General features: G+C 65.8%; 26 protein-coding genes. 11 read left to right on the top strand and 15 right to left on the bottom strand.

Annotated features, from left to right (window positions below):
• Positions 1 to 73: 73 nt before the first annotated feature.
• Both ABZ827_RS04155 and ABZ827_RS04150 read right to left on the bottom strand, forming a co-directional pair.
• Positions 74 to 214, bottom strand: a complete 141-nt coding sequence (locus ABZ827_RS04155; protein ID WP_357232618.1) for a hypothetical protein — start codon at positions 212 to 214, stop codon at positions 74 to 76.
• Between the two features lie 642 nt (positions 215 to 856).
• On the bottom strand, positions 857 to 1474 hold the full coding sequence (locus tag ABZ827_RS04150) for a TetR/AcrR family transcriptional regulator (RefSeq protein WP_357232615.1): 618 nt from the start codon (positions 1472 to 1474) through the stop codon (positions 857 to 859).
• 162 nt (positions 1475 to 1636) lie between these two features.
• Here ABZ827_RS04150 and ABZ827_RS04145 point away from each other — a divergent pair, with 162 nt between their 5' ends.
• The 3 genes from ABZ827_RS04145 to ABZ827_RS04135 all read left to right on the top strand — a co-directional run bounded on the left by ABZ827_RS04145 (position 1637) and on the right by ABZ827_RS04135 (position 4894).
• Positions 1637 to 2677, top strand: a complete 1041-nt coding sequence (locus ABZ827_RS04145; RefSeq protein WP_357232612.1) for a Rieske 2Fe-2S domain-containing protein — start codon at positions 1637 to 1639, stop codon at positions 2675 to 2677.
• An 81-nt stretch (positions 2678 to 2758) separates the two neighbouring features.
• The gene (locus ABZ827_RS04140) at positions 2759 to 3844 is read left to right on the top strand and encodes a dihydrodipicolinate reductase (protein WP_357232609.1); all 1086 of its coding nucleotides are present in this window, start codon (positions 2759 to 2761) and stop codon (positions 3842 to 3844) included.
• Between the two features lie 144 nt (positions 3845 to 3988).
• Positions 3989 to 4894 carry an SAM-dependent methyltransferase gene (locus tag ABZ827_RS04135; RefSeq protein ID WP_357232607.1) on the top strand — a complete coding sequence of 302 codons (906 nt, stop codon included), beginning with the start codon at positions 3989 to 3991 and terminating at the stop codon, positions 4892 to 4894.
• Positions 4895 to 5028: 134 nt separating this feature from the next.
• On the opposite strand, the gene ABZ827_RS04130 is transcribed toward ABZ827_RS04135, so the two are convergent.
• Together ABZ827_RS04130 and ABZ827_RS04125 are read right to left on the bottom strand one after the other, a co-directional pair.
• A complete protein-coding gene (locus ABZ827_RS04130) occupies positions 5029 to 6429 on the bottom strand; it encodes an acyl-CoA reductase (protein WP_357232604.1) in 1401 nt (466 codons plus the stop codon).
• On the bottom strand, positions 6426 to 7775 hold the full coding sequence (locus ABZ827_RS04125; RefSeq protein WP_357232601.1) for a hypothetical protein: 1350 nt from the start codon (positions 7773 to 7775) through the stop codon (positions 6426 to 6428). The genes ABZ827_RS04130 and ABZ827_RS04125 overlap by 4 nt, the downstream gene beginning before the upstream one ends.
• Positions 7776 to 7891: 116 nt before the next feature.
• Here ABZ827_RS04125 and ABZ827_RS04120 point away from each other — a divergent pair, with 116 nt between their 5' ends.
• Together ABZ827_RS04120 and ABZ827_RS04115 are read left to right on the top strand one after the other, a co-directional pair.
• Entirely contained in the window at positions 7892 to 8539 is a 648-nt protein-coding gene (locus tag ABZ827_RS04120) for a TetR/AcrR family transcriptional regulator (protein WP_357232598.1), read from the top strand.
• A gap of 17 nt (positions 8540 to 8556) precedes the next feature.
• On the top strand, positions 8557 to 9477 hold the full coding sequence (locus tag ABZ827_RS04115) for an SDR family NAD(P)-dependent oxidoreductase (RefSeq protein WP_357232595.1): 921 nt from the start codon (positions 8557 to 8559) through the stop codon (positions 9475 to 9477).
• A 91-nt stretch (positions 9478 to 9568) separates the two neighbouring features.
• Here ABZ827_RS04115 and hydA read toward each other — a convergent pair whose 3' ends face one another.
• From hydA to ABZ827_RS04095, 4 genes are read right to left on the bottom strand one after another with little or no spacing between them, the layout of a single operon-like run.
• A complete protein-coding gene (hydA, locus tag ABZ827_RS04110) occupies positions 9569 to 10957 on the bottom strand; it encodes a dihydropyrimidinase (RefSeq protein ID WP_357232592.1) in 1389 nt (462 codons plus the stop codon).
• The gene (locus tag ABZ827_RS04105) at positions 10954 to 11340 is read right to left on the bottom strand and encodes a gamma-glutamylcyclotransferase (RefSeq protein WP_357232589.1); all 387 of its coding nucleotides are present in this window, start codon (positions 11338 to 11340) and stop codon (positions 10954 to 10956) included. The genes hydA and ABZ827_RS04105 overlap by 4 nt, the downstream gene beginning before the upstream one ends.
• A 12-nt stretch (positions 11341 to 11352) precedes the next feature.
• The gene (locus ABZ827_RS04100; protein ID WP_357232586.1) at positions 11353 to 12501 is read right to left on the bottom strand and encodes an FAD-dependent oxidoreductase; all 1149 of its coding nucleotides are present in this window, start codon (positions 12499 to 12501) and stop codon (positions 11353 to 11355) included.
• On the bottom strand, positions 12491 to 13456 hold the full coding sequence (locus ABZ827_RS04095) for a dihydrodipicolinate synthase family protein (protein WP_357232583.1): 966 nt from the start codon (positions 13454 to 13456) through the stop codon (positions 12491 to 12493). The genes ABZ827_RS04100 and ABZ827_RS04095 overlap by 11 nt, the downstream gene beginning before the upstream one ends.
• A gap of 174 nt (positions 13457 to 13630) precedes the next feature.
• Between ABZ827_RS04095 and ABZ827_RS04090 the strand changes: the two genes are divergently transcribed.
• The 4 genes from ABZ827_RS04090 to ABZ827_RS04075 all read left to right on the top strand — a co-directional run bounded on the left by ABZ827_RS04090 (position 13631) and on the right by ABZ827_RS04075 (position 17231).
• A complete protein-coding gene (locus tag ABZ827_RS04090; protein WP_357232580.1) occupies positions 13631 to 14677 on the top strand; it encodes a LacI family DNA-binding transcriptional regulator in 1047 nt (348 codons plus the stop codon).
• A gap of 151 nt (positions 14678 to 14828) precedes the next feature.
• A complete protein-coding gene (locus tag ABZ827_RS04085; protein ID WP_357232577.1) occupies positions 14829 to 15686 on the top strand; it encodes an ABC transporter substrate-binding protein in 858 nt (285 codons plus the stop codon).
• A 28-nt stretch (positions 15687 to 15714) separates the two neighbouring features.
• Positions 15715 to 16455 carry an amino acid ABC transporter permease gene (locus ABZ827_RS04080; RefSeq protein WP_357232574.1) on the top strand — a complete coding sequence of 247 codons (741 nt, stop codon included), beginning with the start codon at positions 15715 to 15717 and terminating at the stop codon, positions 16453 to 16455.
• Positions 16452 to 17231 (top strand): amino acid ABC transporter ATP-binding protein, encoded by a 780-nt coding sequence (locus tag ABZ827_RS04075; RefSeq protein ID WP_357232571.1) that lies wholly within the window; start codon positions 16452 to 16454, stop codon positions 17229 to 17231. Before ABZ827_RS04080 ends, ABZ827_RS04075 begins: the two co-directional genes overlap by 4 nt.
• A gap of 143 nt (positions 17232 to 17374) precedes the next feature.
• Here the strand turns inward: ABZ827_RS04075 and ABZ827_RS04070 are convergent, their stop codons facing one another.
• A complete protein-coding gene (locus tag ABZ827_RS04070; protein ID WP_357232568.1) occupies positions 17375 to 18310 on the bottom strand; it encodes an NADP-dependent oxidoreductase in 936 nt (311 codons plus the stop codon).
• A 269-nt stretch (positions 18311 to 18579) separates the two neighbouring features.
• Between ABZ827_RS04070 and ABZ827_RS04065 the strand changes: the two genes are divergently transcribed.
• Together ABZ827_RS04065 and ABZ827_RS04060 are read left to right on the top strand one after the other, a co-directional pair.
• On the top strand, positions 18580 to 19053 hold the full coding sequence (locus ABZ827_RS04065) for a MarR family winged helix-turn-helix transcriptional regulator (RefSeq protein ID WP_357232565.1): 474 nt from the start codon (positions 18580 to 18582) through the stop codon (positions 19051 to 19053).
• A 96-nt stretch (positions 19054 to 19149) separates the two neighbouring features.
• Positions 19150 to 19338 (top strand): hypothetical protein, encoded by a 189-nt coding sequence (locus ABZ827_RS04060; protein WP_357232562.1) that lies wholly within the window; start codon positions 19150 to 19152, stop codon positions 19336 to 19338.
• 64 nt (positions 19339 to 19402) lie between these two features.
• Here the strand turns inward: ABZ827_RS04060 and ABZ827_RS04055 are convergent, their stop codons facing one another.
• Genes ABZ827_RS04055 through ABZ827_RS04030 form a run of 6 tightly spaced genes read right to left on the bottom strand, consistent with a single transcriptional unit; the run spans position 19403 to position 25327 of the window.
• Complete coding sequence (locus tag ABZ827_RS04055) at positions 19403 to 20164, bottom strand: GntR family transcriptional regulator (RefSeq protein ID WP_357232559.1); 762 nt, start codon at positions 20162 to 20164, stop codon at positions 19403 to 19405.
• Positions 20161 to 21006 (bottom strand): carbohydrate ABC transporter permease, encoded by an 846-nt coding sequence (locus ABZ827_RS04050; RefSeq protein ID WP_357232556.1) that lies wholly within the window; start codon positions 21004 to 21006, stop codon positions 20161 to 20163. Before ABZ827_RS04050 ends, ABZ827_RS04055 begins: the two co-directional genes overlap by 4 nt.
• Positions 20996 to 21982 (bottom strand): ABC transporter permease subunit, encoded by a 987-nt coding sequence (locus tag ABZ827_RS04045; RefSeq protein ID WP_357232553.1) that lies wholly within the window; start codon positions 21980 to 21982, stop codon positions 20996 to 20998. Before ABZ827_RS04045 ends, ABZ827_RS04050 begins: the two co-directional genes overlap by 11 nt.
• Positions 21979 to 23355 (bottom strand): ABC transporter substrate-binding protein, encoded by a 1377-nt coding sequence (locus ABZ827_RS04040; RefSeq protein ID WP_357232550.1) that lies wholly within the window; start codon positions 23353 to 23355, stop codon positions 21979 to 21981. The genes ABZ827_RS04045 and ABZ827_RS04040 overlap by 4 nt, the downstream gene beginning before the upstream one ends.
• Before the next feature lie 11 nt (positions 23356 to 23366).
• Positions 23367 to 24485: an ABC transporter ATP-binding protein gene (locus tag ABZ827_RS04035; RefSeq protein ID WP_357232547.1), complete on the bottom strand. Its 1119-nt coding sequence runs from the start codon at positions 24483 to 24485 to the stop codon at positions 23367 to 23369.
• Positions 24485 to 25327 (bottom strand): metallophosphoesterase, encoded by an 843-nt coding sequence (locus tag ABZ827_RS04030; RefSeq protein ID WP_357232544.1) that lies wholly within the window; start codon positions 25325 to 25327, stop codon positions 24485 to 24487. Before ABZ827_RS04030 ends, ABZ827_RS04035 begins: the two co-directional genes overlap by 1 nt.
• Between the last annotated feature and the right edge of the window lie 9 nt (positions 25328 to 25336).

Here is a 25336-nt window from a genome sequence, read left to right as displayed (position 1 = left end):
GAGGGTCGGCGCTGCCGGAGAGCCTGCCCGGCCCGCCACGATCGGACAGCACGGGCGGCAGCGCCACCTGTTCTCAGATGATCAGCGCACCCAGCGCGCCCAGCAAACTGAAGGCAGCCACTGCCGCCGCGGAGCCGAGCCCGATTACCGCACTCATGACGTTTCTCTCTTCCTCCGAGGAAATATTCGGATTGTTCTCCGGTAAAGAAACCACAAAAACGACGCAGCTCCGCAAACGTCGACGACGGTCGACGGAATTCTCTATCCGGCAGAGCTACCGTCCCGCTGGGATCTCACCTTTCCCGGAAGATCCACGTGTGCAGATTAGCACCTCGGATCGGTATCGTCAGGACCCCTTTCAGCCAATAACGGTAGCGCGAACAGATTTTGCGTGATCCGCAGGTGAATCCGTTGAGGAATCACTCATCGCCGACCGACTCCGATATACACTCGCCCACCACCTACGGACCGGCGATCAGCGCTCCAACCCGGCACTACAGGAAACCATCCGCCCGCCGTCCGCGCCGGGATCCGCTCCGGCCACGTCCACCCACGACACCCCCCGCACCACATCGGCTAGACGGCGCTCGATCCGGTGTATCGGAATTGTTAGCCCTATCCATCCGTACATAACGAACCGGACGCCAGGAAATATCGGCGAACCACAACGTCATTGATTTCCAGCGCATAGCCGAGAAACAACCCTCTGATTGTGACGATCGGGCGGAATCACGCAAAAAGAGCGGCATCACGTAATCAGAATTTGCCCGACAGCGACGTCCGGATAATTTTCGCACCGAACACGACGGCTTCGTGGGCGATAAAAGGCAGTATTTCGCAACCCTCGCGACTGCGCTCAGTTCTCGAGATAGGCGACCAGTGCGCCGATCAGGCCGTCGAGTGCGTCGTCCAGGTCGCCGTAGGTGCCCAGCGTTCGTTCCGAGGTGATACCGCGCATCGCGGCCGGAATGAGTGCGGCCATCTGCCGGATCTTGATCGGGTCCACCCGCAGATCCGCGAACGCTCGTTCGCAGGTCTTGTCCCACTGGGGTTTCCAGGAGGACAGTTCGGCGGCGGTGCGCGGGTAGTCGCGTTCGAGTTCGGCGTGGTCGCGAGGTAGTGCCGCGCGGAGGGTTTCGATTGCCAGTGATTCCGGTTCGCGTAGCCCCTTGGCCATCGTGCGGATCAGCGCGGACACTCGTTCCTGCAACGTCCCGTCGGGTTTGAGACCGGCGGGCAGGTCGCCGCGTTTATCGGCTGTGTGGCGCAGGACCGCAGCCCACAGGCCGTCGATATCGCCGAACTGATACTTGATCACCCCCCAGGTCGAGCCGATATCGCGGGCGATCCGGTTGCCCGATACCGCGGCCGGATCGCCGGTGGCCAGCGAGGTTATCGCCGCCTCGAGCATGCTCTCGCGGGAGGCGATACCGCGCTTGTTCGCGCGTCGCCGGCCGATCACCGCATCAGTCACGAGAGCCGAGTGTACTGGTCCCGGCCGGATCGGCCCAGTTTCACAGAGGGCTCTTGTTTTCTTTCACAGAGGGTTCTATGCTCGGGATCGCCTTGCGGCCGGCCCACCAAGTGAAGGCCGCCACGGAATCGGCAACGCGCCTCGGAAGCCTGGAGGATCGAGATGGCAAAACCACCACTGTCGATGGAACCGACGGGCTGGTTTCAAGTGGCCTGGTGCGCCGAGATCACGGTCGGGGCCGTGCACAAGATGAAGTACTTCGGCCGCGAGATGGTCGCCTGGCGATCGGCGTCGGGCCGGGTCGCGGTGTTCGACGCCTACTGTGAGCATCTCGGAGCCCACCTCGGGTACGGCGGCCATGTCGAGGGCGAGAATCTCGTCTGCCCGTTCCACGGCTGGGAATGGAACCGGGAGGGCCGCAATGTGTGCATCCCGTACGAGAAGCATCCGAACAAGGGCCGCCGGATCCGCAGCTACCCGGTCGTCGAGCGCAACGAAGCCGTGTGGATCTGGTACGACATCGAGGGACGTGCTCCCTACTTCGATATCCCGGATCTGTTCGCCGCGTTCGACGACGGTAAGACCGCGGCCGATTACTACCCGCCGGTGCCCGCGGCCACCCTGTACCGAACCGGGCTGGAGCTGCATCCGCAATACGTCATGGAGAACGGCGTCGATTTCGCGCATTTCAAATTCGTGCACAAGACACCGTTCGTCCCGGAATTCACCCGGCACGATTTCTCCGGCCCGGTGTCCTACGTCGACTTCACCATCGCCTTCGACGAGAGCGTGGCCGAGGACCAGATCAACAGCGGGGTCGAGTCCATCAACGCCGGATTGGGATGTTCGGTGACCAAGAGCTGGGGCATGATCGACAATCGCACCATGCCGGCCGTGACACCGGTGGACGACCGCACCTGCGATGTCCGGTTCACCGTGTGGATCGGACGACAACCCGGTGACGACAGCCCGGAAATCAGCCGGTACGGCAAAACCATGGCCGATTTCGTCATCGAACAGTTCGACGCCGATATCGAAATCTGGTCACACCAGCGCTATTCGGACCCACCGGCACTGTCACGCAAGGAGTTCGAGGGGTTCACGGCGTTGCGGAAATGGGCCGAGCAGTTCTATCCCGGCGGCGTTCCGGCCGGTGCGGACCCGCGCAACCCGCACAGCGGCGCCGTTCGGCCCGCACCGTAGCCGTTCCCGGCCGACACCCGAGCGCGGCCGAGCCTGCACGCGCAGTAACGATCCGAGCCAATGACAGAAAGGCCCCACGCGATGAGCAGCTCCGAGAAGATCCGGGTTTTCCAGGTCGCGACAGGTAATCTCGGCACCGAGACGATCGGCCGTATCCGCAACCATCCCGATCTCGAACTCGTCGGGCTGCACTGCTATTCGCCGGACAAGATCGACCGGGACGCCGGTGAGATCGTCGGCATCGACCCGATCGGGGTGGTCGCCACCGGCTCGATCGAGGAGATCCTCGCCGCCCGGCCCGATGTTCTCACCTTCCACGGGGTGTTTCCCGACGAAGACCTGTACGAGAAAGTTCTCGAGGCAGGGATCGATGTGGTGACGACGGCCGACTGGATCACCGGCTTCCACCGCGATACCAACCATCCCCATCCGTCCGGCCGGAAGGTCAGCGAGATCATCCAGGCCGCCTGCGAACGCGGGAACTCGACCTTCTACGGCACCGGTATGAACCCCGGCCTGGCCCAGATCCTCGGCATCGTGCACACCGCGGACGTCGCCGAGATCGAGAACATCACGGTCACCGAATCCGTCGACGTCTCGTGCCACCATTCCGTCGATACCTGGAAAGCCGTCGGCTACGGTCGCCCGGTCGACGACCCCACCATCCCGGATTCACTCCACAAATACACCGCCGTATTCGCCGACTCGGTATATCTCATGGCCGATGCCTTCGACCTCGAACTCGACGAGGTGACGTTCAGCTACGAACTCGGCGCCTGCACCAAGGATGTCGATCTGGGCTGGTACTTCCTGCCCAAGGGCTCGCTCGGTGCCAACTACATCAAATACCAGGGCATGGTCGACGGTGTACCGCGGGTGGAATCCCACCTCGAATGGCAGATGACCCCGCATACCGACCCGGCGTGGAATATCAAGGGCTGCTATATCACCCAGGTCACCGGCGACCCGAACATCTACAGCAAACATATGATCTTCCCCCGCAAGGGATTCGACCTGTCCGATCCGTCGAACTTCGCCTCCATCGGCATGACCGTCACCGGCATGCCGGCCCTCAATGCGATCAAATCGGTCGTCGCCGCCCGGCCCGGAATCATCACCAGCGCGGACCTGCCGCTGCGCAGCTTCGCCGGACGCTTCGCGCTCTGAACACCCGGGGGTGGGTGCGGCGGTGAACGCCGGTCGGGCTTCCCGGGACATCTCGACGAGCGCCGGCCTGCTCACCGCGCGCCGGCCCGCGGCAGGCGCTCGCGCCTCCCCCTCTACCCCGCGGTCAACTCCTAGGCTGAGGCGGTGACCCCGAACGCCTCAGAATCCTCCAGCCGTTCACCCGACGACAATTCGCTACCGGCCGGGGTGGGCCGCACGGCGCTGATGGTCGCCGCGGCCCGCGCGGCCGAGAGCCGACGCGACGAACGCCTGTTCACCGATCCGTATGCCGCCGATTTCGTCGCCGCGGGCGGTCCCGAGATATTCACGGGCAATACCGCCCCCGCGGACTCCGCGGGGGCATCGGGCTCGTTCGCCGATTACGCCCCGATCCGCACCCGCTTCTTCGACGACGCCCTCCGCGAGAGCGCAGGCACGATCAGGCAGCTGGTGATCGTCGCGGCCGGGCTCGATACCCGCGCGTTCCGGCTCGGGCTGCCGGCGGATACCACGGTGTACGAGCTCGACAGCGCCGAAGTTCTCACCTTCAAACAACACGTGCTGGACCGGCGCGGCGCGCGACCGACCGGCGGGCGGGTCCCCGTGGCCACCGATCTGCGCGGGCCGTGGACGGGGGCGCTGGCCGACGCGGGATTCGATCCGGAGATCCCGTCCGCGTGGCTGATCGAGGGCCTGCTCCCCTATCTGAATCCGGAGCAGAACGATCAGCTGCTGGCCGCAGTCAGCGCTCGAGCCGCCGCCGGTAGCCGGCTGGCGATCGAATTCCTGCACGTGGACGCGGTAGCCCTGATGAACCAGGCGCTCACCGGCTCCTCCGACGCGGCCGAGATGTCCGAGCTGTGGCGCAGCGGCGGCGTCGCCGAGGACCCGGATTCGTGGCTGCGCCGGCACGGCTGGGATTCCGAGGCCTACGACGTTTACGAACTCGCGCACAGCTACGGACGCGACCTGCCGCCGCTCGGCGACACCCCGATCGACCGCTTCGCCGACGCCGCCCGGAAAAGCCTGATCATCGCGCATCGCCGCTGAACCGGAGCCGCATCTTTTCGGCAGTATCCGCGGTTCGCGTCACCGGCTACACCTAGCTGCATCTGGATCGCCGCGGACCGCTCGCGGAGTGACCCGGGCCCGGCCGGTGATCACTCCGACCGGACCGGACGCGTTCAGGGATGTTGCCCGTCCTCGTGTGCCATCCAGTGCACGAAACGGTGCAGCGGATACATCGCATCGTGCGGATTGCCGATAGTGCTGGGGCCGGCATCGCCCAGCCGGACAATGCGTTGCGCACCGCCGGCGGCCAGCCGGTCGCGATAATCCGGCATCCGCTCGAAGGGGTAGAAGCCGACGGTCTGCGTCGCCACGTTGACGTATTTCATCGCGTCGTCGAGCGAGTTCACCCGAACCACGTCGACCGTTTTGTTGATCGGGTGGAAGTCGACCGGCTCGTCCGAACGGATCACCAGCCCCTTCCCGTCCGTCCGGCCCCAGACCCGGAACTCGTCGTCGAGCATGGCCAGCGCGTCGATCTCCTCGCGGAGATCCGGATCGAGCGGCCGGGCATCACCCGAAGCGGCCGCCTTCTCGGCAATATGCGCGTGCAACCGCTCGCAGAAGCGGTCGGCGGCGGCGTAATCCGCCTCGACATAGACGATACGGCTGGCGACACATGCCTCCTGATTCAGGATCATGACATCGGACGCGGCCCGCTGCGCGGCGTCGTCCAGGGCCGCGCCGGACGCGAACGCCTCCCTGCCGACCATGGAGATCGATGTCTTGGGATCGAAGGACACCAGCTGGAGGCCCGGGCCCAGATATTTGACGACATTGTCGATCGCATCGCCGCCGCCCCAGGCGACGATCTTGTCGAAATACTGTGGCCGGTAGAGCACTCGCTCCACCGATTCGTCGCCGCCACGCCAGTAGACCGCGGACATGGACTTCACGACGGGGTGGCCCGGATCTATCCCCGCCATTGTCCGCAGGATGGCAACCGTTGTGAACGGGTCACTCGACGGCATCTTGAACAGGTTGACGGCTTTGACCAATGCCCCCTGAGCGATGGATTTCACCGCTACCCCCGGGGAATTGCCGGGCAGCACGTGGACCAGCCGGGGCGCGAAGGCACGGACGAAGCTCCTGCGGCCAGTGAAGTCCTGTTTGGGCACCCATTCATCCAGTGCCCGGGGATCCGGGAAATTCTGTTCGACCACGGTTTCCAGCAGTCGTTTGTCGAGGTAGCCGGTCGCGCCGTGCACCTGCTGGTGCAGCACCGCCCGCGGTAGGACGTGCGTGGCGGCCATCCGCTCGATGCACTCCCGCACGAAGGGGTTCTCCGGATCGCGGATCCGCAGGCCGGTCTCGACCAGGAAGTCGATGATCTCCGTGAGCGGAACATCCAGTAGCGGCGGCACCTCGGTCCGTGGATACACCGCACGGTCCAAGTCGATCGTGGGCGTGGCGAAAACGACACCGAGATCACGTGAGCGGTGTGTGGCCTGCCGGCCCTCCACCGACTCGCCACGCAGGAAGAACGGCGCGGAGACGACGGGTTCGGTCATGGTCATGACAGACCCCGCACATACGCATCGACGGTTCCCGCGCAGCCGATCTTGTCATCACCCTGGATATCCGCGTACCGAACGATGTTGTTGCGCACCGACGGTCCCGCGCAGCCGCAGGCGCAGGGGTCGAAATCGAGCGAGATCTTATCGCCGGATATGACGCCGCCCCAGCGACCGTCGAGCGAGAGGTCGAAGAACGCGGCGCGGCCCTCGACCTCACCGGTGTCGTGCGGCAGCAGCTCCTCGCCCTTCTCGTCGAGGACGAAGGGCACGATCCACGGCGGCACGTGATACCGGTCCCCCACCTGGCATTTGGGCATCCCGGAGTTGAGCTCCTGCATCGAGTAGTTCTGGAAGTCGCGGTTGTCCGGGATATTGAACGTCTCGTGGACGAATTCCCGGTAGTTCGGCGGTAGTTGTGCGCGTTTCAGTCCACCGCCGACATAGATGCAGTTATCGGGGTGGAAGTCCTTCGCCGAGTAGCCGCGTTCGCGAACGAGCTCGGCGACCTTGTACAGGGCATTCCACAAACCCGAGACCAGCAGCTTATCGGCGCGGTGTTCGATGAAGTGGTCGGCGGCGATGGCCATCGCCTTGTCGAGGGCAACCTGCCGTTCCACCGAAGTCCGCTCGAAATCGGCCAGCTCCTCGGGCCGTGCGGTGCCCTCGGCGATTTTCTTGCGCAGCACGACCATCTTGGTCAGCGAACCGACGGTGAGCGGCGGAATGGGTAGCCGGAAGGCCGCTTTGGCCGGATCGCAGAATGCCGCCGCCTGCGCCTCGCCGATGATGATGTTCTTCGGCACGGCGGCGGTGGCCCCCACACCGATCCTGCGACGGTCCTGCGCGGGCGCGACCCCGGAACCCCAGGCGAAGACATTGACGGTATCGATGCGCGACCAGTGCATATCCTTGTCCGAGGCGAGCAGCATCGCCGACTTACCGGTCGTGCCGCTGGAACAGGAAACGTAGTGCCCGGCGGCCTGCAGCCGCGCGATCCAGTCGTCGATATCGGTAATGTCCGAGGTCTCGATCGGGCTGATCGGGTACGGCGAGACGGTGCCCAGCCAGGTGCCGAGCCGATCCCAGCGCTGCCCGGTCAGGAAGCTCTCGGGATAGCTCTTGTAGGCCGTATGCGGGAACAGGAGTGGCACCATATCGGCGCGGTCGCGAATTTCCGTGGTACCGGCTTCACGGGCGCGGTGACCCAGCAGCTTGATGCGGTCCCGGCGCTCCTGGAACTGCTCGTTCAGTGCCGCGATCTGCGTCTCGCGCAGTTCGGAATGGGAGTGGTGGAAGCGGTCCTCGGCGGCTACCAGCCGAGTCAGTTGCTCCGTCGGTGACTTCACGGCGCCCCTTCGGTTCGAAGTTCCAATAATAGCAACTCGTGCGTATCATTAATTGGACATCCCCATACTGAGCCCGGATTACGTGTTGAGGCAAGAGGCAATTCCAGCGAGGCGACGTGACGGACGCGATTTCACCCACCCGCCGCGGGGCGGGCCGCCCTACCCGCGAGCAGGCCGAGGCACGCCACCGCGAGCTACTCGATACCGCGCTGAAGCTGTTCCTGGAGAACGGCTTCGAGATGACGACGGTCGAGATGATCGCCAAACGGGTCGGCATGACCAAACGTACGGTCTACGCCCGCTACCCCGATAAGGCCGCGCTGTTCCTCACCGCGGTACAACGTGCGATCGAACGACAGATCGTGCCGCGCGATGTGCTCGAGGATCTGGACCGCGGCGACCTCGCCGAAACGCTGGAAGCGATCGGGCGGCTGCGTATCGGCCAGGTGATGACACCCGACGGCCTGCGCCTGCAGCGAGTCATCAACGCCGAGGGGTACCGCTTCCCCACAATATTCAAAGCCAACGTCGAGCAGAGCGCCAGGCCGTTGATCGAGTTCGTCGCCGGACTGCTGGATCGGGCGATCGCTGCCGGTGATATCGCCCCTACCGATACCGGCCTCGCCGCCAATGCGTTCATGAGCATGGTGGTGGGCGGCTCGGTCCGCGCGATCGTGAGCGGTTCGACACCCACCAGCGAGCAACTGGATCGGAAGGTCCATTTCACCGTTCACCTACTGCTCGACGGCCTCCGGCCACGCTGAGAACCAGGAGTGAAGTTTTGCGATTCGATCCGGACAAGCCCGTTGCCGTCGTCACCGGAGCCAGCTCGGGGATCGGCCGTTCGACCGCCCGCGGGCTCGTGGTGCGTGGATGGCAGGTAATCGGAGTCGGCCGGGATCGGCAGCGCAGTGCCGCCGCCACCGTCCAGATCACCGAGGCTGCCCGCGGCGGCGGTGATTTCGTCATGGTGCGTGGTGACTTCACGCTGATGTCGGAGGTCGAGCGGGTAGCGGACGAGGTGGCGGCACTCACCCCTCGCCTCGACGTACTGGTCAACAACGCGGGCGGTGTCCGGAGCAGGCGGATCATCACCGCCGAGGGCACCGAGGCGACGTTCGCCGCCAACCACCTCGCGCCCTTCCTGCTGACACGGAAATTGATGCCGCTGCTCGCGGACACCGCCGCGGGCCGACCGCATGGATCGGTGCGAGTGATCGCCGTATCGTCCAACGCCCACCGCATGATCGGTGAACTCGATACGGCCGACTTGCAGAGCCTCGACCAGGACAACCCGGTCGTCGCCTACGGCAACGCGAAACTGGCCAATATCCTGTTCACCCGCGAGTTGGCGCGACGCGCCGGACCGGACGGAATCATCGCCCAGGCAATGCATCCCGGTGTGGTGGCCAGCAATTTCGCATCACACGGGCCCGACGCGCTGCAGGCTCATATGGCCGCCGCCGACACCGTATCGCCGGACGAACCCGCCGAAACTCTGGTGTGGCTGGCCACCGACCCCGAAGGCGGCCGTGACGGCGGGCGGTACTTCCACCGCAAGACCGAGGAAGTTCCGTCGGCAGCCGCACAGGACGACACGGCCGCAACCACCCTGTGGGCGGAGAGCGAAAACCTGCTGGCCGAACTCGGATTCGGTGGCCGGCTGCCCACCGTTCCGGGACAGGATGCTCCGGGCGCCTGAGACCGTCACCCGCCGCCAGGCGAATTCGGGCAGCAGAATTCTCGACGCTCGCCGCGGCGAATTTCCGGCGACGACGGTGGGAACCTGCGGCTCACATGTGGAAGGCACCACTGAAGTCCAAGGCGTCCGCCCGCAGATGCCGCCCGCGCGGCGTCGCGTCGACCAGTCGCCCTTTGTCGACGACAACCGACCCGCCGACCAGGACAGTGACCGGCTTACCTCGCAGACGCCGACCCTCATAGGGCGTGTAGTCGGTGGCCATATGCAGCTCGTCGATCGTGACCGTCCACTCGAATTCGGGGTCCCAGATCGCGATATCGGCATCGGACCCCGGCATCAGTGACCCCTTCCGCGGGAAGAGGCCGTTGGTACGCGCGGGATTCGTCGCGGTCAGTTCGACGAACCTGCTCGGTGCCAGACCCATACCGTCGACGTAGTGGGAGAAGATCACCGGAAGCCGGGTTTCGACGCCGGGTAGGCCATTGGGCATATGCCGCACATCGTGCCGGTGCGATTGTTTCTGCGCAGTGTCGTAGCAGCAGTGATCGGACCCGATGGTGGTGATGTTCCCGGTGAACAGCTGCCGGCCGAGACCCTCGACGATATCGGCGGAGCGCAGCGGCGGACAGCAGACGAAACGTTCCGGTTCCACGCCTCCGTAAGCGGTGTCGTCGAGCGTGAGATGGTGCGCGACGGCTTCGGTGAAGGCGATCAGTCCGCGTTTGCGTGCGTCGACCACCATTTCCACCGCGGCCGCGCAGGATTGATGCACGAAGTAGACCGGTGCACCCTGCGATTCCGCGATGGCGAGGATCGCCGCGACGGACGCGGTCTCGGCGATCTCGGGGCGTGTCCGCGACATATGAGAAGCGTCGATACCGGCGGTTGCCGCCGCGAGGTTCTGCGCATCGGTGACGATGGCGTCGGATTCACAATGGATCACGACCATGCCACCGAGGTCACGGGTGGTCTGCATCGTGTTCAGGATCGTATGTTCGTTCGCCATCGTCTCGCCGGCGTAGGTGGTGAACATTTTCACCGTGCGAATTCCGGCATCGGCCATGATCGCCAGTTGCCCGGCCGTTGTCTCGTCCCATTCGACGACACAGGCATGCAGGGCCGAGTCACACAATCCCTCGCCCGCTTTGGCGCGCTGCTTCTCGGCCGCGTCGAGCGGCCGCTGACCCGGACGTGGAATGGCGAAGTCGATAATCGTGGTGGTCCCGCCGAAAACCGCGGCGGTGGTGCATTCGCGGTAGGAATCCAGCGAAGTGAACTCACCGGAGGTGAAGCCGACGTGGCAGTGGGGATCCACTCCTCCGGGCATGACGAGTTTGCCGGTGGCATCGATGATTTCGGCGGTCTCCGCCACCGGAGCACCCGGCGCGACAACGGCCAGTACCTTGCCGTTGTCGATCACCAGGTCGGCCGGCGCCGACCAATTCGACTCTACGACAGTGCCTCCGCGCACGACCTTCATCGTATGCCCTCCAGATATGCCAGCCATCCGCCGCGATCGCTGATATCGGTGATATCGGCTGCTGCGAGTGCGCTCTCCCGCATACGCATGGACAGCGAACCGCGGCCGTCCGCCAGTTCGATAACGCCGAGTTCGAGTTCGGCGGGTTCGCGGGGCAGCAGTTCCTCACGCAGGACGTCGTATTCGACCTCGTACAGTTCACCCGGCACCGCGGTGCCACCCTCGGCCACGGGGTGCAGGCCGGGGAATTCGTCTCGGACCGAGTAGAACCGGTACTTGGGTGCGGTCACCACCCTGCCGAGGAATCGTGCGTTGTGCAGCGCGTCGTTGAGAGTGCCACCGGACATTGCCTGCCCGTTGACGAACATCGTGACCTGTGCCATGAGAGACGTCCTTTACTGCGTCGGAAAGTGAACGAGGCGGGAGGGAGAGAAGGCCGATACGTCGAGCCGGGCCGGTTTCCCGAGCGCCATCGCCGTGAGCAGTTCGGCCCACAGCGGCGCGAAGGTGAACGAATAGGTACCACCCGCGACGAAAATCCCGGGTGCGCCGTCGAGTTCACCGATGACGGGCATTTCGTCGGGCGTCGTGACGACGGGGCCGGTCCACGCCTCGAGAAGTCGACTGCCGGACAGGTCCGGCAGCAACCGGGCTACCTGGGCGAGGTTGCCGGTCGTGCTGTCCTCCAGGAGCGGCGCGGTACCGCTCGGGTGGAACGGTCCCGCGGGCCAGCCGCCCCCGAGCACGAGACGATCGCGGCGGTCCTGTTTGATCGACATACCTTCACCGACGTGCTGAACCAGCACCTCGAGGCGTTTCGGCGCGGCGGCCAGGGCATGCATCTGCAGTGACATCGGTGCCAGGTCGAGTCGGACACCGGCCAACGCGGCGATATCGGCCATCCACGGCCCGGCGGCGTCGATCACGACGGGTGTGTACCAGCTCCCGGCAGGTGTGCCGGCCTCCCATCCCTCATTGCCTCGGTGGAGGGAGGTCACCGGCGTATTCGAATGCACGGCCGCACCTTCGACGACCGCTTGCCGCAGCACCGCCGGGGCGGCAAGATCGGGTTCGGCGAAACCGTCCCAGTCGCACCAGGTGGCACCCTCGATTGCCGGGCCCAGGAGCGGTAGCGCGCGGCGCGCTTCGTCCCCCGTCAGCACCTCGGTCGGTATCCCGGCGTCGCGCTCCCACTCATGCTTGCTCCGCAGCCGGCGCATTTGTTCCTCGGTCTCGGCGACCATGAATCCGCCGCAGCGGACCAGACCGAGATCGGGAACGGATTCCCCGAGCGCATCCCACAGGGCACTGGTCGCCTTCTGCAGCGGAAGCAGTCGTTCGACGTCGACGGCGACGCCCTGGCCGGGCCGGCGCGCGTGGATGGTCTGGATGTGCAGATTACCCGCGGTGGTGCCCGACCCTGCCGTATTCGGTGTCGTACGGTCCACTACCGCCACTCGGAGTCCAGCCCGGGTCAGCGCCAATGCGGTTGTGGCTCCTACTATTCCGGCGCCGATAACAAGTGCGTCGACCTCAGCGTGCACGGCCGGCCCCCAGGGACTGCGCCGATGCCTCCGCTATCCCGGATTCGTCGATGATGTCCTGAAGTGCCGACAGGATGCTCGGATCCGTGACCGGGAGCAGCGGTTCACGCACCGCGCCACCCGGCTGGCCCAGCAGGTTCATCACCGCTTTCAGTTGCGGGATGGGCGAGGCGAACACGCCGCTGTAGTCGCCGTCGATGAGGCGTCCGGAGAGGGCGCGATACCTATCGGCCCAGGTTCGAGCGGCTTCGGCGTCGCGCGCCGCCACCGCGCGATAGAACGGCACAGCGAACGGCGCGCCGACGCCGCCGCCGTCGATATTGCCGTCCCCACCGAGTTCGAGCAGCGTCGCCAGTCCGCGCCGGTGCAGAAAACTGCCGAACACCCGGACCTTCCCGGCCACTTCTTCGACAGTGTCCAGCATCGACAGCCAGTTCCCGGTGCTGTCCTTGATCGCGACCACGTTGTCGAGGTCGGCCAGCCGGGAGAACAGCCCCGGGCTGATGCCGATATCGACGGAGACACCGCGCGGCCAGTTGTAGACCATGAACGGCAACGAGGTCGCGGTGGAGACGGTGGCGAAGAACTGTGCCGTCTCGTCCGGCGAGGTGTGGACGTAGGGCGGCGGTGTGGCGAGTACGCCGTCGGCGCCCGCCGACGCGGCATGCACGGCCAGCGCCGAGGACTGCTGTGCCGTGTACGCGCTGATGCCGATGATGACGGGGAATCGACCGGCGACCGCGTCGATCGCCGCCTCTGCCACGGTCCGGCGCTCATCGTCGGTCTGACTGAACCATTCCCCGGTACTGCCGTTGACGAGTACCCCGTTCACCCCCATGCCGGCGTACAGGTTCATCAGCGACCCCAGCGCGTCCGTGTCGAGGGCACCCGACGGTGTGAACGGTGTAGGAGCCGCGGGCCAGTATCCGGACCACGAGACGTCATCGCGATTCATATGCTGATGCCTTTCGAGCAGAAATCCATCGGAGATAGTCGTTTTGCCGACATGATGGGATCGATTGCATACACTGCCGTCAGGAAGCATCGCCGTCAAGCCGGAAATCTGGTTGTAACGCCGGCGGTGTCGAATATCGGTTGGCCGGACACGGAACAGAGATATGAGGGATCGATGGCGGTCACTTTGATCGATGTGGCGATCGCCGCGGGCGTATCGCGCAGTACCGCATCACGCGCGTTGAGCGGATCCGGGTTGATCTCGGCCGAGACCCGGGCCGCGGTGGAAACCGCCGCTCGCACGCTCGGATACCGGCCGAACCGCGCCGCGAGCGCGCTGCGGTCGAACCGATCGCATCTGATCGGGCTGGTGATGAACAACCTGCTCAACGCGACATTCCACACGGTCGCGGAGGTGGTGCAGAAAAGAGCTTCCGCCGACGGGTTCCAAGTGATTCTGTGCATCACCGACGCGGATCCCGACCGGGAGAACGACGTGCTGGCGATGCTCGGCGACCACGCGGTGGACGCGGCGATCGTCATCGGGAGCGGTCGTAGCGCGAAGGCCTCGAACGGGTTGCTGTCGCAGGGACGAGCGGTGGTGAACCTCATCAGATCGGTACACGGCAGCAGGGCCCCCACCGTGCTCGCCGACGATATCGACGGCGCCCGGGACGCTACCGCGCATCTGCTGGCGCTGGGACATCGCCATATCGGCTACATAGGCGGCACCGCGGACGCGACCTCGGGCCGGGAACGTTTCGAGGGTTACCGTCTCGCGCTCGCGGAGGCGGGAATCGAGGTCGACGACGACCTGGTGCGTAAAGGACCTTTCACCACCGAGTTCGGCGCGGAGGCAGTGAACTCCCTGCTCGATGGGCCCGCTCCGATGACCGCGCTGTACGCGGCCAACCACGAGGCGGTTTTCGGAATTCTGCCGACACTCTCGGGGCGCGGTGTCTCCATACCGGGCGAATTGTCCCTGGTCTGCCATGAGGACATGCCGTGGCTGGCAATGTGGCAACCGGCGATCACCGTCGTGGACAACGGCGCCGCCCAGCTGGCGAACGTGGCGATGGATCTGTTGTTCCAGCAGATCAACGACGCGGCCGAACCGGACGGCCGCACCTACCGGATCGGCGCGCGGCTGATCGAACGTGAATCGTGCCGCCCCCGTGACGGATCCCACGTGAATTCGTCGAGCGATCCGCCCGCGCGTTAACAGTTGATTACTTCGGTGCCGGACGCGTTAACCACATTGACGGCCCCTCAAGCTTTTGCCACTCTCAATGCAATCGATCCCACACCCTGGCGAATCGATTTCGACTTTCCGACACCAGGCTGCGGTGCAGTTCATCTCGAAAGGCTCGTCAATGCGCAAGATAATCGGATTCACGGCAGCGGTAGTCGTTGCCGCCGGCCTCACAGGATGCAGCTCGTCCGAGGAGGTTGCCGCCCCGACGAACTGCTCACCGACGCTCGGCGCCGCCGACCTCGCACAAGAGGGCGCGCTGACCATGGCAACCAACGCCACCCTCCCGCCCATGCAATACGTCGATGCCGACGGCGAGGTCACCGGTATGCGGGTCGATCTGGGCAAGGAGATCGCCAAGCGGCTGTGCCTCGCGCCGAAGTTCGTGAACATCGAGTTCGACGCGCAGATCCCGGGCGTCCAGAGCGGCCGGTGGGACATGATCGATACCGGGATGTTCTACACACCCGAACGCGCGGAGACGATCGACCTCGTGCCCTACGAGGTCCAGGCCGTATCCATCTCCGTTCCGTCGGGCAATCCGGAGTCGATCTCCAAGGTCGACGACCTGGCCGGCAAGACCATCGGGGTCGAAGCGCCCGGATACGAGTTCGATACCCTCACCGCGCTCGCCGACCGGTTCGCCCGCGAAGGCAAACCCGCGTTGAACGTCCAGACCTTCAAAACGAACGCCGACGCCTACCAGGCATTGTCCGCCGGCCAGATCGACGGAACGTCGATCGTGGAGTCGGTCACGTCCTTCTATCAGAAGGACGGCCGCTTCGAGACCGCGGTCGGTGGTATCAACGAAGCCCCCTTGGCCATGGGCTTCGCCAAGGGCAGCAAGGCGGCGGCCGAGGTGGCACGCGTTCTCACCGAGATGCGCGCCGACGGTTACCTCCCGGATCTGTTCGGCCAGTACGGCGTCACCGGCTACGAGGGCAGTATCGCCGTGAGCAAAGGTCCGCTGGACAGCTGATCCACAGCCCTATCCGAAAGGCATCCCCATGTGGTCCTGGGACGCATTCTTCTCCATTCTGACCAGCGAGCAATTACTGAAAGGCGCGTGGGTCACGATATGGCTCACCGTCGTGAGCATGATCCTCGGTCTCGTTCTCGCGGTGGTGGTCGCCGCGGCACGATCGTCACGATTCCTGCCGCTGCGCGCGGTATCCGGGTTCTACGTCTGGTTGATGCGCGGCACTCCCCTGCTGGTCCAGCTCGTCATCATCTACACCGGATTGCCGCAGGTCGGGATCAAGCTCGGGGTTATCCAGGCCGCGCTGCTCGGATTGGTGCTCAACGAAGCGGCCTATCTCTCCGAGATCGTGCGGTCGGGGATCATGTCCGTCCCCGCCGGGCAGACCGAAGCCGCGCGGGCTCTCGGAATGTCACCTTTCAAGGTGTTCCGAGTCGTCGTACTACCGCAGGCGCTCCGCGTGATGATTCCGCCCCTCGGTAACAGCTTCAACGGCCTGCTGAAAACAACGACATTGGTATCGGTGATCTCGGTTCAGGAACTGCTGCGGCGAACACAATTCCTCGTGCAGGTCAATTTCCGGGTACTCGAAGGCTTATGTGCGGCCGCGCTGTACTTCCTGGTGCTGACCACGCTGTGGGGATTGATCCAGCGGATGCTCGAAGCCCGCGTCGGGCGAGGCTACGACCGCAACTACAAACACAAGAGCACCGGCGAATCCAAGATTCCGGCCGAGAGTGCGCTCGAGGCAGAGGCGGTGAATCGATGACCACGGTGACGGAGAAAGCTCCGCTGATGGTCGAAGTCCGGAATATGACGAAGGCGTACAACGACCTGGTCGTACTGGACGGGATCGACTTCTCGGTGGGCAAGGGGGAAGTGGTCCTCCTACTGGGGCCGTCCGGGAGCGGAAAGAGCACACTCCTCCGGACGCTGAACTGCCTCGAAACCATCGAGGCAGGCACAATACGCGTCTGCGGCGAAATGATCGGATTCACCGACGACGATCGGCGCCGGCCCCTCCCGGAAGCTCAGCTCGCGAAACAGCGCCATCACACCGGTATGGTGTTCCAGAGTTTCAATCTCTTCCCCATGATGACCGCCCTGGACAACGTCGCCTCGGGGCCGCGGCATGTACTGGGCACCCCGAAAGACCTCGCGCGCAGGCAGGCCCGGGAACTCCTCGAACTGGTCGGGCTGGGAGATAAGGGTGACAACTACCCTTCGCAGTTGTCGGGTGGGCAACAGCAACGAGTAGCCATCGCCCGGGCTCTCGCCATGAAACCGGAGGTCATGCTGTTCGACGAGCCCACCTCCGCACTCGACCCCGAAATGGTCAAAGAAGTGCTCGACGTGATGGTCCGCCTTCGGGACGAGGGTATGACCATGGTCGTCGTCAGCCACGAAATGGGTTTCGCCAAGGCGGCCGCCGATCGAATCGTTTTCATGAGCGACGGAAAGATCGTCGAAGACGCGAGCCCGGATCAATTCTTCGATAATCCGCAGAATCCCAGAACCCGGCAATTTCTGCGCCAAGTTCTCTGATCCAGGGCGCGGACGCCGCTCGATAGATCCGCGCGCAGCACCGGACCGGCGAACCTTCCCGTCGATAACCGCTGTCTCGAGTGCGCGCGGCTCGGACGAGCCGCCCGCCGGTCCGAGAACGAACGGCGAGCGGCCCGGCCGGGTCAGGGCGCGAGCACGACAGTCTTTCCGGGCAGCAGCCCGGCACCTGCGTCGGCATGCACGGCGGCCAGTTCGGACGCCTGGCGGCGGGCGGCGACGTGGAGCCGGAGATCACCGGAGTCCACCTTGGCGACCAGCTCGGTCAGCTGGGCTCCGTCGCTGCGGACCCACAGGCTCGCGCTGCGCACTCCGCGGGCCGGATCCTCGGGAATCGGGCCCGCGGAGCTGGCGGCGGCCCCGCCGTCGGCGACGTAGTCCGTCAATTGCGCGAGCTCCGGCGGGGATACGCGTACATGGTTCACCACTACCTGGAACGGGCCGCCGACGGCGGCGGGGCCCGCGGCGAGGTCGAGTGGGCCGACCACCCGTTCCGCGCCGTAGCCCCGAAGGCGGTCGGCGTTCTGCGGCGTATCGACCGCGGTGACATGTGCTCCCGCGCCGGCGGCGAGCTGCACGACGAGGCTGCCGACCCCGCCTCCCGCTCCGTTGACCAGTACGGTCTGCCCGGGTTTCAGTTCGGCGAGCTCGAACAGCGTCTGCCAGGCCGCCAGGCCGGTCAGTGGCAACGCGGCGGCTTCGATCAAATCGATCGACCGGGGCGCCGGGGCCAGGGACGCGGCCGGAACGAGCGCGAACTCGGCGGCGGCGCCGGCGGAGTCCAGGGGCAGCATCGCCACGACCCGGTCGCCGACCTCGACACCTGTCACCTCCGCACCGAGCTCGGCGACGGTGCCCGCGAGGTCGATCCCCGGCACGTACGGGAGGCTGATCGGGATCATCTCGGCCAGGCCACCGGCGCGGATATGGTCGTCGACCGGGTTGAACGAGGTGGCCGCCACCCGCACCAGTACCTGCCCGATACCCGGGACCGGACGCTCGACGTCCTCGTAGCGCAGGACCTCGCTGCCGCCGAACTCGTGGAAACGCACTGCTTTCATGACACTGTCCTTCTGTGTGTTGTTACCGATGCCAAGGGGGTCGGCCCGTCGGAAGGGCTCCACGACCGCCGCTTGCGCGCCCATGGCAGGACCCTGGCGAGGAGGTCGTCGTATGCCGCGGCCGGTGCGCTGTGGTTCGGGGTCATCTGAGACCAGCTCCTTCACTTGCCTGAGAAAGCATTTTTACTTTCCTAGGCAAGTGAATACTAGCGCGGGATTACTTTCCTAGGCAAGTACTAGCAGTTGCCCGGGCAAGTACGATGAGCCTTATGACAAATCAGCCACCGTGGCTCGACGACGATCAGCAGAACCTGTGGCAGGCGCTGCTCACCGTCGTCATCGCCCTTCCCGCGGCGCTCGACCGCCAGTTACAACGTGATTCCGGCATCTCCAACTTCGAGTACGGCGTGCTGGCCCGGCTGTCCATGGCCGAGGAGGCCACGATGCGGCTCAGCGACCTGGCCAGGGACTGCGACAGCACCCAGCCCCGCCTGTCGAAGGTGATGGACCGCTTCGAGGCCCGCGACTGGGTCGTCCGCCGACCCGACCCGACCGACGGCCGGTACACCTTCGCCACGCTCACCGACACCGGCCGGCACAAGCTCACAGCGAGCGCGCCGGAGCATGCCGCACAGGTGAAGCGACTCGTGTTCGACCCCCTCACCGCCGCTCAGCAACGCCACCTCGGCACCGCGCTCACCCGCATCGCCGCCACGGTGCGCGGAGAACTCGACAGCAAATGAACACATATCCGTGAGACCGGCTCGAACACCCTCCCGGGCACCGGGACCGAGTCGAGCGCTATCGAGCGTGATCGCCACCACCTCGATCAAATTGCCGTGGACGACACCGCCACGCAGGGCGGTGATCCCACCTACGACGATGTCAAAACCCTTGTCGGCGAAGCGGACAAGATAGCGCGGCAGCTGCGGGGAGTCGCGGAGCGTGGCTACGGCGAGATCATCTATACCCCTGGCGGCCCGGATATCGCCGAGGAACTGCGCCGCTTCGTCACGGCCGGACGGTAACCGATCGGGCCGGGGTCGGGCGGCCGGACGCACCAGTGGGCCGCGATCACGTGCGGGACACGACCTACGCGCTGTCGTAACGCATGGTGAACCGGATCCGGTCGCCGCGAAGCCTGCGGCGTAGGTACATGGTCGGGCGGAGGTCGTCGTCGACGTTGACGCCGTCACGCAGCATCACCGGGCTTCCCGCGGGGACGTCGAGCAGTTCGGCGTCGGCCGTGCTCGCGACGGTCGCGGTGAGCCCCCGCCACGAGTGGCGGAGCCGGAGATCGTAGCGTTCCTGCAGGATCTGGAACAGCGCCACCCGCTCGGTGACCGATCCGGCGAAGTCCGGGAACCGGCGCGCCTCGAGCCAGTAGCTGCACACCATGAACGGCTGGTCGCCCGTTCGGACCAGGGTGTCGACCCGGACGAAGGGGCCCCCGGCGCCGAGCGCTTCAGCGGCGTCCCGGGCAGTATCCCGGTCGGTGATATCGATCAGGGTCTCGGTCTGGTCCTGCTGAACGAAGTCGGCGATCGACGCGGTACTGCCCGCGTCGGCGTCCGTGGACGGCATCGGGGGCAGGCCGAGCTCGACCACGACCGGGGGCTCGGCCACATAGGTCCCCGACCCCTGCCGGACGAGAACATGTCCGGCGCGGGCGAGTTCGCCGATGGCCTGTCTTATGGTGAGGCGGTTGACTCCCCATTCGGCAGCGAGCTCGGTTTCGGTCGGGAGCCGCCGGCCGGGGGTGAGTTCGCGGTCCCGGATCCGGCGCAGCAGTTCGGTTTCCACTTGACGGTAGAGCGGGATCCGGCCCTGTCTGCCGTTGCGTGTACCGGTCATTTCAGCCCGGAACGGACGAAGGCGTTGACGACCTGGCGTTGCAGCAGGATGTAGACGGCGAGGATGGGCAGGCACAGGGCCCCGGCGGCGGCCATCATCGCACCATAGTCGGTGCCGGCTTCGGTGATGAGGCTGCGCAACCCGATCTGCACGACCGAGGATGGATCCGACAGTACGAGCAGCGGCCAGAAGTACTCGTTCCACGCGGTGACGAACAGCAGAATGGCCAGCGCCGCGAGGGGTCCGCGGAGCGAGGGCACGACGACGGTCCACAGTGTGTTCCAGTGGGACCGGCCGTCCATACGGGCGGCATCGAGCAGTTCGCGCGGGAACGAGCGCATATGCTGGCGCAGCAGCAGCACTGCGAACGGCGCGGTGATCTGGGGGACGATCACCCCGGTGAGGGTGTTCAACCAGCCCAGGTCGGACAGCAGTACATAGTTGGGCAACATCGTGACCTGGAACGGGACCAGCCAGGTGGCCACGAAGATCAGGAACAGCAGCCGTTCACCGCGAAACCGCCAGCGCCCGAAGGCATACGAGGCGAGCAGCGCGGTGAACAGCTGACAGGCCGCGACCCCGACGGCCATGAGCGCGGTATTGCCGATCAGGCCCCCGAGCGGCAGCAGGTCGGCGGCGGCCCGCAGATTGTCCAGGCTGACCCCGGTAGGTAACACGGACTGGCCCAGCACATCGTCGCGCGGGCGCAATGCGGTGACATACATCCAGATGATCGGCACGAGACTGAACACGGCGATCGCGGCCAGGACCAGGTGACCGCCGAAGACATCGAATCGGCGAGTGCGGGCAACAGTTTCGGACGTGGTCGGGTCAGTCGTCATGGAAGCTCCAGCGGTCCATCAGCCACACCGCACCCCAGGCGATGAGCCCGAAGCCGAGGAAGAACAGCACGCTGGCGGCGGAGGCGAGGCCGACGTCGAACGAGCCGAATGCGGTGTCGTAGAGGAGGTAGTAGAGGTTGGTGGTGGAATCGCCGGGCCCACCCTGGGTGAGGGTTTGGATCATCGGGAACATCAGCTGAGCGGCGGACAGGATGGTCAGTGTCGCCATGAACAGCAGCGTCGGTGACAGCAGCGGCAGCGTGATGCGCCGGGTGATCTGACGTTCGGTGGCGCCGTCGGTGCGCGCGGCGGCGGCATAGTCGTCGGAGATGCCGGACATGCCCGCGGAGACGACGAGGACGGCGAACCCGAGCAGCTGCCAGCCGACGATCACCACGATCGACCACATCGCCCATTTCGGGTCGCGCAGGAACGAGATCGGCGCGACGCCGAACAGCCCGAGTACCTGGTTGACCAGCCCGCCGTTGGGGTCGAGCAGCCAGCGCCACACGATGGCGGTGACGATCGGGGCGATGAGATACGGCGCGAAGATCGCGGTCCGGTAGAAGGCGCGGGCCCGGCCGTGCACGCGTTGTGACAGGAGCACGACCACCACCGGGATGACGATGGTGAAGGGCAGCAACGCGAGGAGGTAGAGCAGGGTGTTGAGCGTGGCCTGGCCGAGCTGCGGCAGGTTGAACGCCTCGGAGTAGTTCGACCAGCCCGCCGGGCGGGCGGGTGAGGTGGGCACCAGATTCCAGTCGTAGAACGACAATTGGATGGTCTGGACGAGTGGCGAATACACCCAGACCACCAGTCCGGCCAGGGCCGGCACCAGATAGAGATAGGGCGTCACCACGCCGGCGAGCCGGCGCGGCAGCGGGCGGCGGGCCACCGGACGCGGTTCGCTCCGCTTCGGCGGCGGGGCCGGTTCCACGAAGCGTCCGGGAGCCGGCCGATCGAGGACGGCGGTCATTTCGGCATGAGGGCTTGGGCGCTGGTCTGCGCGGCGGACAAGGTCTGCTGTGGGTCGGCACCGCGGAACACGATCTCGTCGGTGGCTTTACTCAGCAATGTGCGGATCTGCTGGTAGTTCGGCCCGGGATAGGAGACCCAGGGTTCGAGCCGGTCGAGTTGGGCGACATTGGGCCGGACGAAGCCGGGATGCTCGTCGGCGAAGGCCTGAAGATAGTCGGGGTCGTCGATCAAGGAGGCACGCAGGGGGACGTACCCGATATTCGAAGTGATCGTGGTCTCGCTTTCGGCACTGGTCAGGAACTTGATCAGTTCCCAGGCAGCGCGCTGCTTCGCCGGGTCGCCGGTCATGACGAACAACGCCGACCCGGAGTTGGTGGGCACGGACGGGGTGCTGCCGAAGCCCGGCATGGGTGCTGCGGCCGCCTGCCATTTGCCCGCGGAGGATTCGAGTATCGCGTTCTGGAGGGCGGCAGAGGTCAGCAGCATGCCGAGGTTGCCGCGCAGGAACGCGTCCTGCGCGTCGGATCCACTGAGATTCGGCAGTGCGTTCGGACCGGCCTGGGCGATTTTCTGCATACCGTCGAACGCGGCGACCGATTCGGGATCGGTCCAGGTGAGGGACTTTCCGTCCTCGGACAACAGCCGGCCACCCGCGGATCGGACGATCCCGGTGAGGCACCAGTCGCCGCCCGATGCGGCATCGAGGCAACTGAGGTAGGCACCACCGCTGGTGCCGGGCACCTTGGCTATGGCCTGGGCTGCGGCCGCGACCTCGTCCCAGGTTTTCGGCGGGTTCGCGGGATCGAGTCCGGCCTTGCGGAAGAGGTCGGCGTTGATGAAAAGCATCGGCGTCGAGAAGACGTACGGGATGCCGTAGGTAGTGCCGTCGACATCGCCGAGCACGGCGGCCCGGGGAGCGTAGGGGTGCGGACCGTCGGTGAGCAGTCTCTGCACCTCGTCGCGGCCGACGAGGGCATCGAGCGGCTCGGCGCCGAGATCACTGGCGGTATAACGGAGGTCGGCGAAGGTCAGCTGGGCGACATCGGGCGGGCTACCGGCGATGACCTGGCGTTGCACGCTCTGCGCGATCTCGTTCGACGAGCCCTGCGGCGGCACCGCCTCCACATCGATATTCGGATGCAGGCGCTCGAATTCCGCCACCAGACCCCGCGTGGTGTCGCCGAAGATACCGGCGCTGGCGAGGTTGTAGCTCTCCCAGCGGATCGAAACCTGCTGGCCGGGGGCCAGTTCGGGGATGATCTCGGTAGCCGCGCCGGGCCCCGTATCCGAGGTCGTGGGGATGGTGGCACAGCCGGAAAGAGCGGCGGCGAGCGCGACCACCAGAACCGGTAGGACGCGTGGAAACTTCATGGGGATCACTTTCAGGAAACGAGGGCGGGAACCCGTTCGGGCTCCCAGGCGAGGCGCCGGCCGCTCTGCCGCGCGAAGAGGTGGACATACTCGGGACGCACCGCCAGGGTGGTGGTATCGCCGGGCGCGAGGTGGATCGGCCGGGCGCCGCGAACACTCACCCGCAGGTCGCCGATCTCGACCTGGGCGATCTCCTCGTTGCCGAGGTTCTCGACGATATCGACCCGCCCCCGCAGGGTGGGCCCGTCGTGATCGGCGGGCACCGGGACGAGATGTTCCGGGCGCACACCCAGCAGCACCTCGCGGACGCCGGAGTCGCCACCGGCTCGGTACGGAAGCTCGACTTCGATTCCGGGAGCATGTAATACGAGTTGATCGTCGAGCCCGGTGCCCAGCTCGGCAGGCAGCAGGTTCATCGGCGGCGCGCCCATGAACCCGGCGACGAACGCCGACGCTGGTTCGTCGTAGATCTCCACCGGGGTACCGAACTGTTCGACCCGGCCCTCGTTCAGCACCGCGACCTTGGTGGCCATGGTCATCGCGTCGACCTGATCGTGGGTGACGTAGACGAATGTGGTATCCAGCCTGCGATGCAGCGAGATGAGCCGGGTCCGGGTGCTCGAGCGCAGTTTCGCGTCGAGGTTGGACAGCGGCTCGTCCATGAGGAAGGCCATCGGTTCGCGCACCATCGCGCGCCCCAGCGCCACCCGCTGCCGCTGCCCACCGGACAGCTCCTTCGGGCGCCGGCGCAGCAGGTGGCCGAGGTCGAGCAGCTCCGCCACCTCGTCGACGCGACGGCGGATCTCCTGCTTGCCGGTCTTGCGGACACTCAGCCCGAAGCCGAGGTTCCGCTCGACGGTCAGATGCGGGTAGAGGGCATAGTTCTGGAACACCATCGCCAGGTCACGCTCTCGCGGTGGCAGCGTGGTGACATCCTTGCCGTCGACCAGGATGCGACCCTCGCTGGGCGGGAGGAGTCCGGCGATCATGCGCAGCAGGGTGGTCTTACCGCAGCCGCTGGGGCCGAGCAGCACGAGGAATTCGTTGCGTTCGGTGGTCAGCGAGACGTCGGCGACCGCGGTGGTGTCACCGAAACGGCGGACGATCCCGTCGAGTTCGAGTGTCGCCATCAGACCGCGGCAGCCGTCATGGCCTCGATCGCCTGGGCGATCTCGGGAACGTCATCGGTGGTGAGCTGCGGCATTCCCGGCACCAGCCGGAACTCGGCGGTTACCTCGCCGCCGGCCACGGTGTATTCGACGTAGCCCAACTCCTCCCGCGCTTCCGGGAGGCCGCCCTCGCCGGACGCGAGGAACGCGGTGGCGGGTGCCCACACCTCGATCGCGTTGTCCCGCTGGGTCTGCCGGTAGCGGTGCAGATGTCCGCAGCCCACAGCGCGCAACTCGATCTGCGCCAGCAGCCCGAGTAGCCGGTCGCGGGAGACGGGCCCGATATCGACCTGATGGTCGACCGGTTCGTCGGTGACCGCCCACAGCGGCTTGTGCAGGAACAGCAGCACCGGCCGACCCGCGGGCAGATCGACGAGGGTTTCTTCGAGCCAGCGCCACTGGTCGGCCTCCAGCTGCAGTCCGGAACCCAGCAGTTCGCTGTTGATCCCGAGCAGGATCGCCTCGTCGGTGTCATGGCGCCAGTGGCCCGGACCGAACGCGGTCTCGTGAGCGGCCACGCGCTCATCGGTCACACTGAGCCCGGCCCAGGCGTTGAGACCGGGCATGCCGATGTCATGGTTGCCCGGAACCACCAGCAACGGGGCATTGATCAGTTCGAGCAGCTCGCGCGAGTGGGCACGGTCGGCGGCATCGTCCGGATGCAGGACCTGGATATCGCCGGAGTGCACGACCAGGTCGGGGCGGACCTCCTCGTTGAGATGCTGTGCCAGCAGCCGGAAAGCGGCTGTGGTGGGACCGCCGGAGGCGGTCAGGTGGGTATCGGAAATCTGCACAATCTTCATGGATGTCTC

The organism is Nocardia sp. NPDC019395, assembly GCF_040632335.1.
Classification (GTDB): Bacteria; Actinomycetota; Actinomycetes; order Mycobacteriales; family Mycobacteriaceae; genus Nocardia.
This window is presented reverse-complemented; position numbering and strand designations above follow the sequence as displayed.

What these genes read in the sequence shown, in the direction of transcription:
- ABZ827_RS04145 (WP_357232612.1), top strand. Translation starts at nt 1,637, where the DNA reads ATGGCAAAACCACCACTGTCGATGGAACCGACGGGCTGGTTTCAAGTG.
- ABZ827_RS04140 (WP_357232609.1), top strand. Translation starts at nt 2,759, where the DNA reads ATGAGCAGCTCCGAGAAGATCCGGGTTTTCCAGGTCGCGACAGGTAAT.
- ABZ827_RS04130 (WP_357232604.1), bottom strand. Translation starts at nt 6,429, where the DNA reads ATGACCATGACCGAACCCGTCGTCTCCGCGCCGTTCTTCCTGCGTGGC.
- hydA (WP_357232592.1), bottom strand. Translation starts at nt 10,957, where the DNA reads ATGAAGGTCGTGCGCGGAGGCACTGTCGTAGAGTCGAATTGGTCGGCG.
- ABZ827_RS04105 (WP_357232589.1), bottom strand. Translation starts at nt 11,340, where the DNA reads ATGGCACAGGTCACGATGTTCGTCAACGGGCAGGCAATGTCCGGTGGC.
- ABZ827_RS04095 (WP_357232583.1), bottom strand. Translation starts at nt 13,456, where the DNA reads ATGAATCGCGATGACGTCTCGTGGTCCGGATACTGGCCCGCGGCTCCT.
- ABZ827_RS04090 (WP_357232580.1), top strand. Translation starts at nt 13,631, where the DNA reads ATGGCGGTCACTTTGATCGATGTGGCGATCGCCGCGGGCGTATCGCGC.
- ABZ827_RS04085 (WP_357232577.1), top strand. Translation starts at nt 14,829, where the DNA reads ATGCGCAAGATAATCGGATTCACGGCAGCGGTAGTCGTTGCCGCCGGC.
- ABZ827_RS04080 (WP_357232574.1), top strand. Translation starts at nt 15,715, where the DNA reads ATGTGGTCCTGGGACGCATTCTTCTCCATTCTGACCAGCGAGCAATTA.
- ABZ827_RS04075 (WP_357232571.1), top strand. Translation starts at nt 16,452, where the DNA reads ATGACCACGGTGACGGAGAAAGCTCCGCTGATGGTCGAAGTCCGGAAT.
- ABZ827_RS04070 (WP_357232568.1), bottom strand. Translation starts at nt 18,310, where the DNA reads ATGAAAGCAGTGCGTTTCCACGAGTTCGGCGGCAGCGAGGTCCTGCGC.
- ABZ827_RS04065 (WP_357232565.1), top strand. Translation starts at nt 18,580, where the DNA reads ATGACAAATCAGCCACCGTGGCTCGACGACGATCAGCAGAACCTGTGG.
- ABZ827_RS04055 (WP_357232559.1), bottom strand. Translation starts at nt 20,164, where the DNA reads ATGACCGGTACACGCAACGGCAGACAGGGCCGGATCCCGCTCTACCGT.
- ABZ827_RS04050 (WP_357232556.1), bottom strand. Translation starts at nt 21,006, where the DNA reads ATGACGACTGACCCGACCACGTCCGAAACTGTTGCCCGCACTCGCCGA.
- ABZ827_RS04045 (WP_357232553.1), bottom strand. Translation starts at nt 21,982, where the DNA reads ATGACCGCCGTCCTCGATCGGCCGGCTCCCGGACGCTTCGTGGAACCG.
- ABZ827_RS04040 (WP_357232550.1), bottom strand. Translation starts at nt 23,355, where the DNA reads ATGAAGTTTCCACGCGTCCTACCGGTTCTGGTGGTCGCGCTCGCCGCC.
- ABZ827_RS04035 (WP_357232547.1), bottom strand. Translation starts at nt 24,485, where the DNA reads ATGGCGACACTCGAACTCGACGGGATCGTCCGCCGTTTCGGTGACACC.
- ABZ827_RS04030 (WP_357232544.1), bottom strand. Translation starts at nt 25,327, where the DNA reads ATGAAGATTGTGCAGATTTCCGATACCCACCTGACCGCCTCCGGCGGT.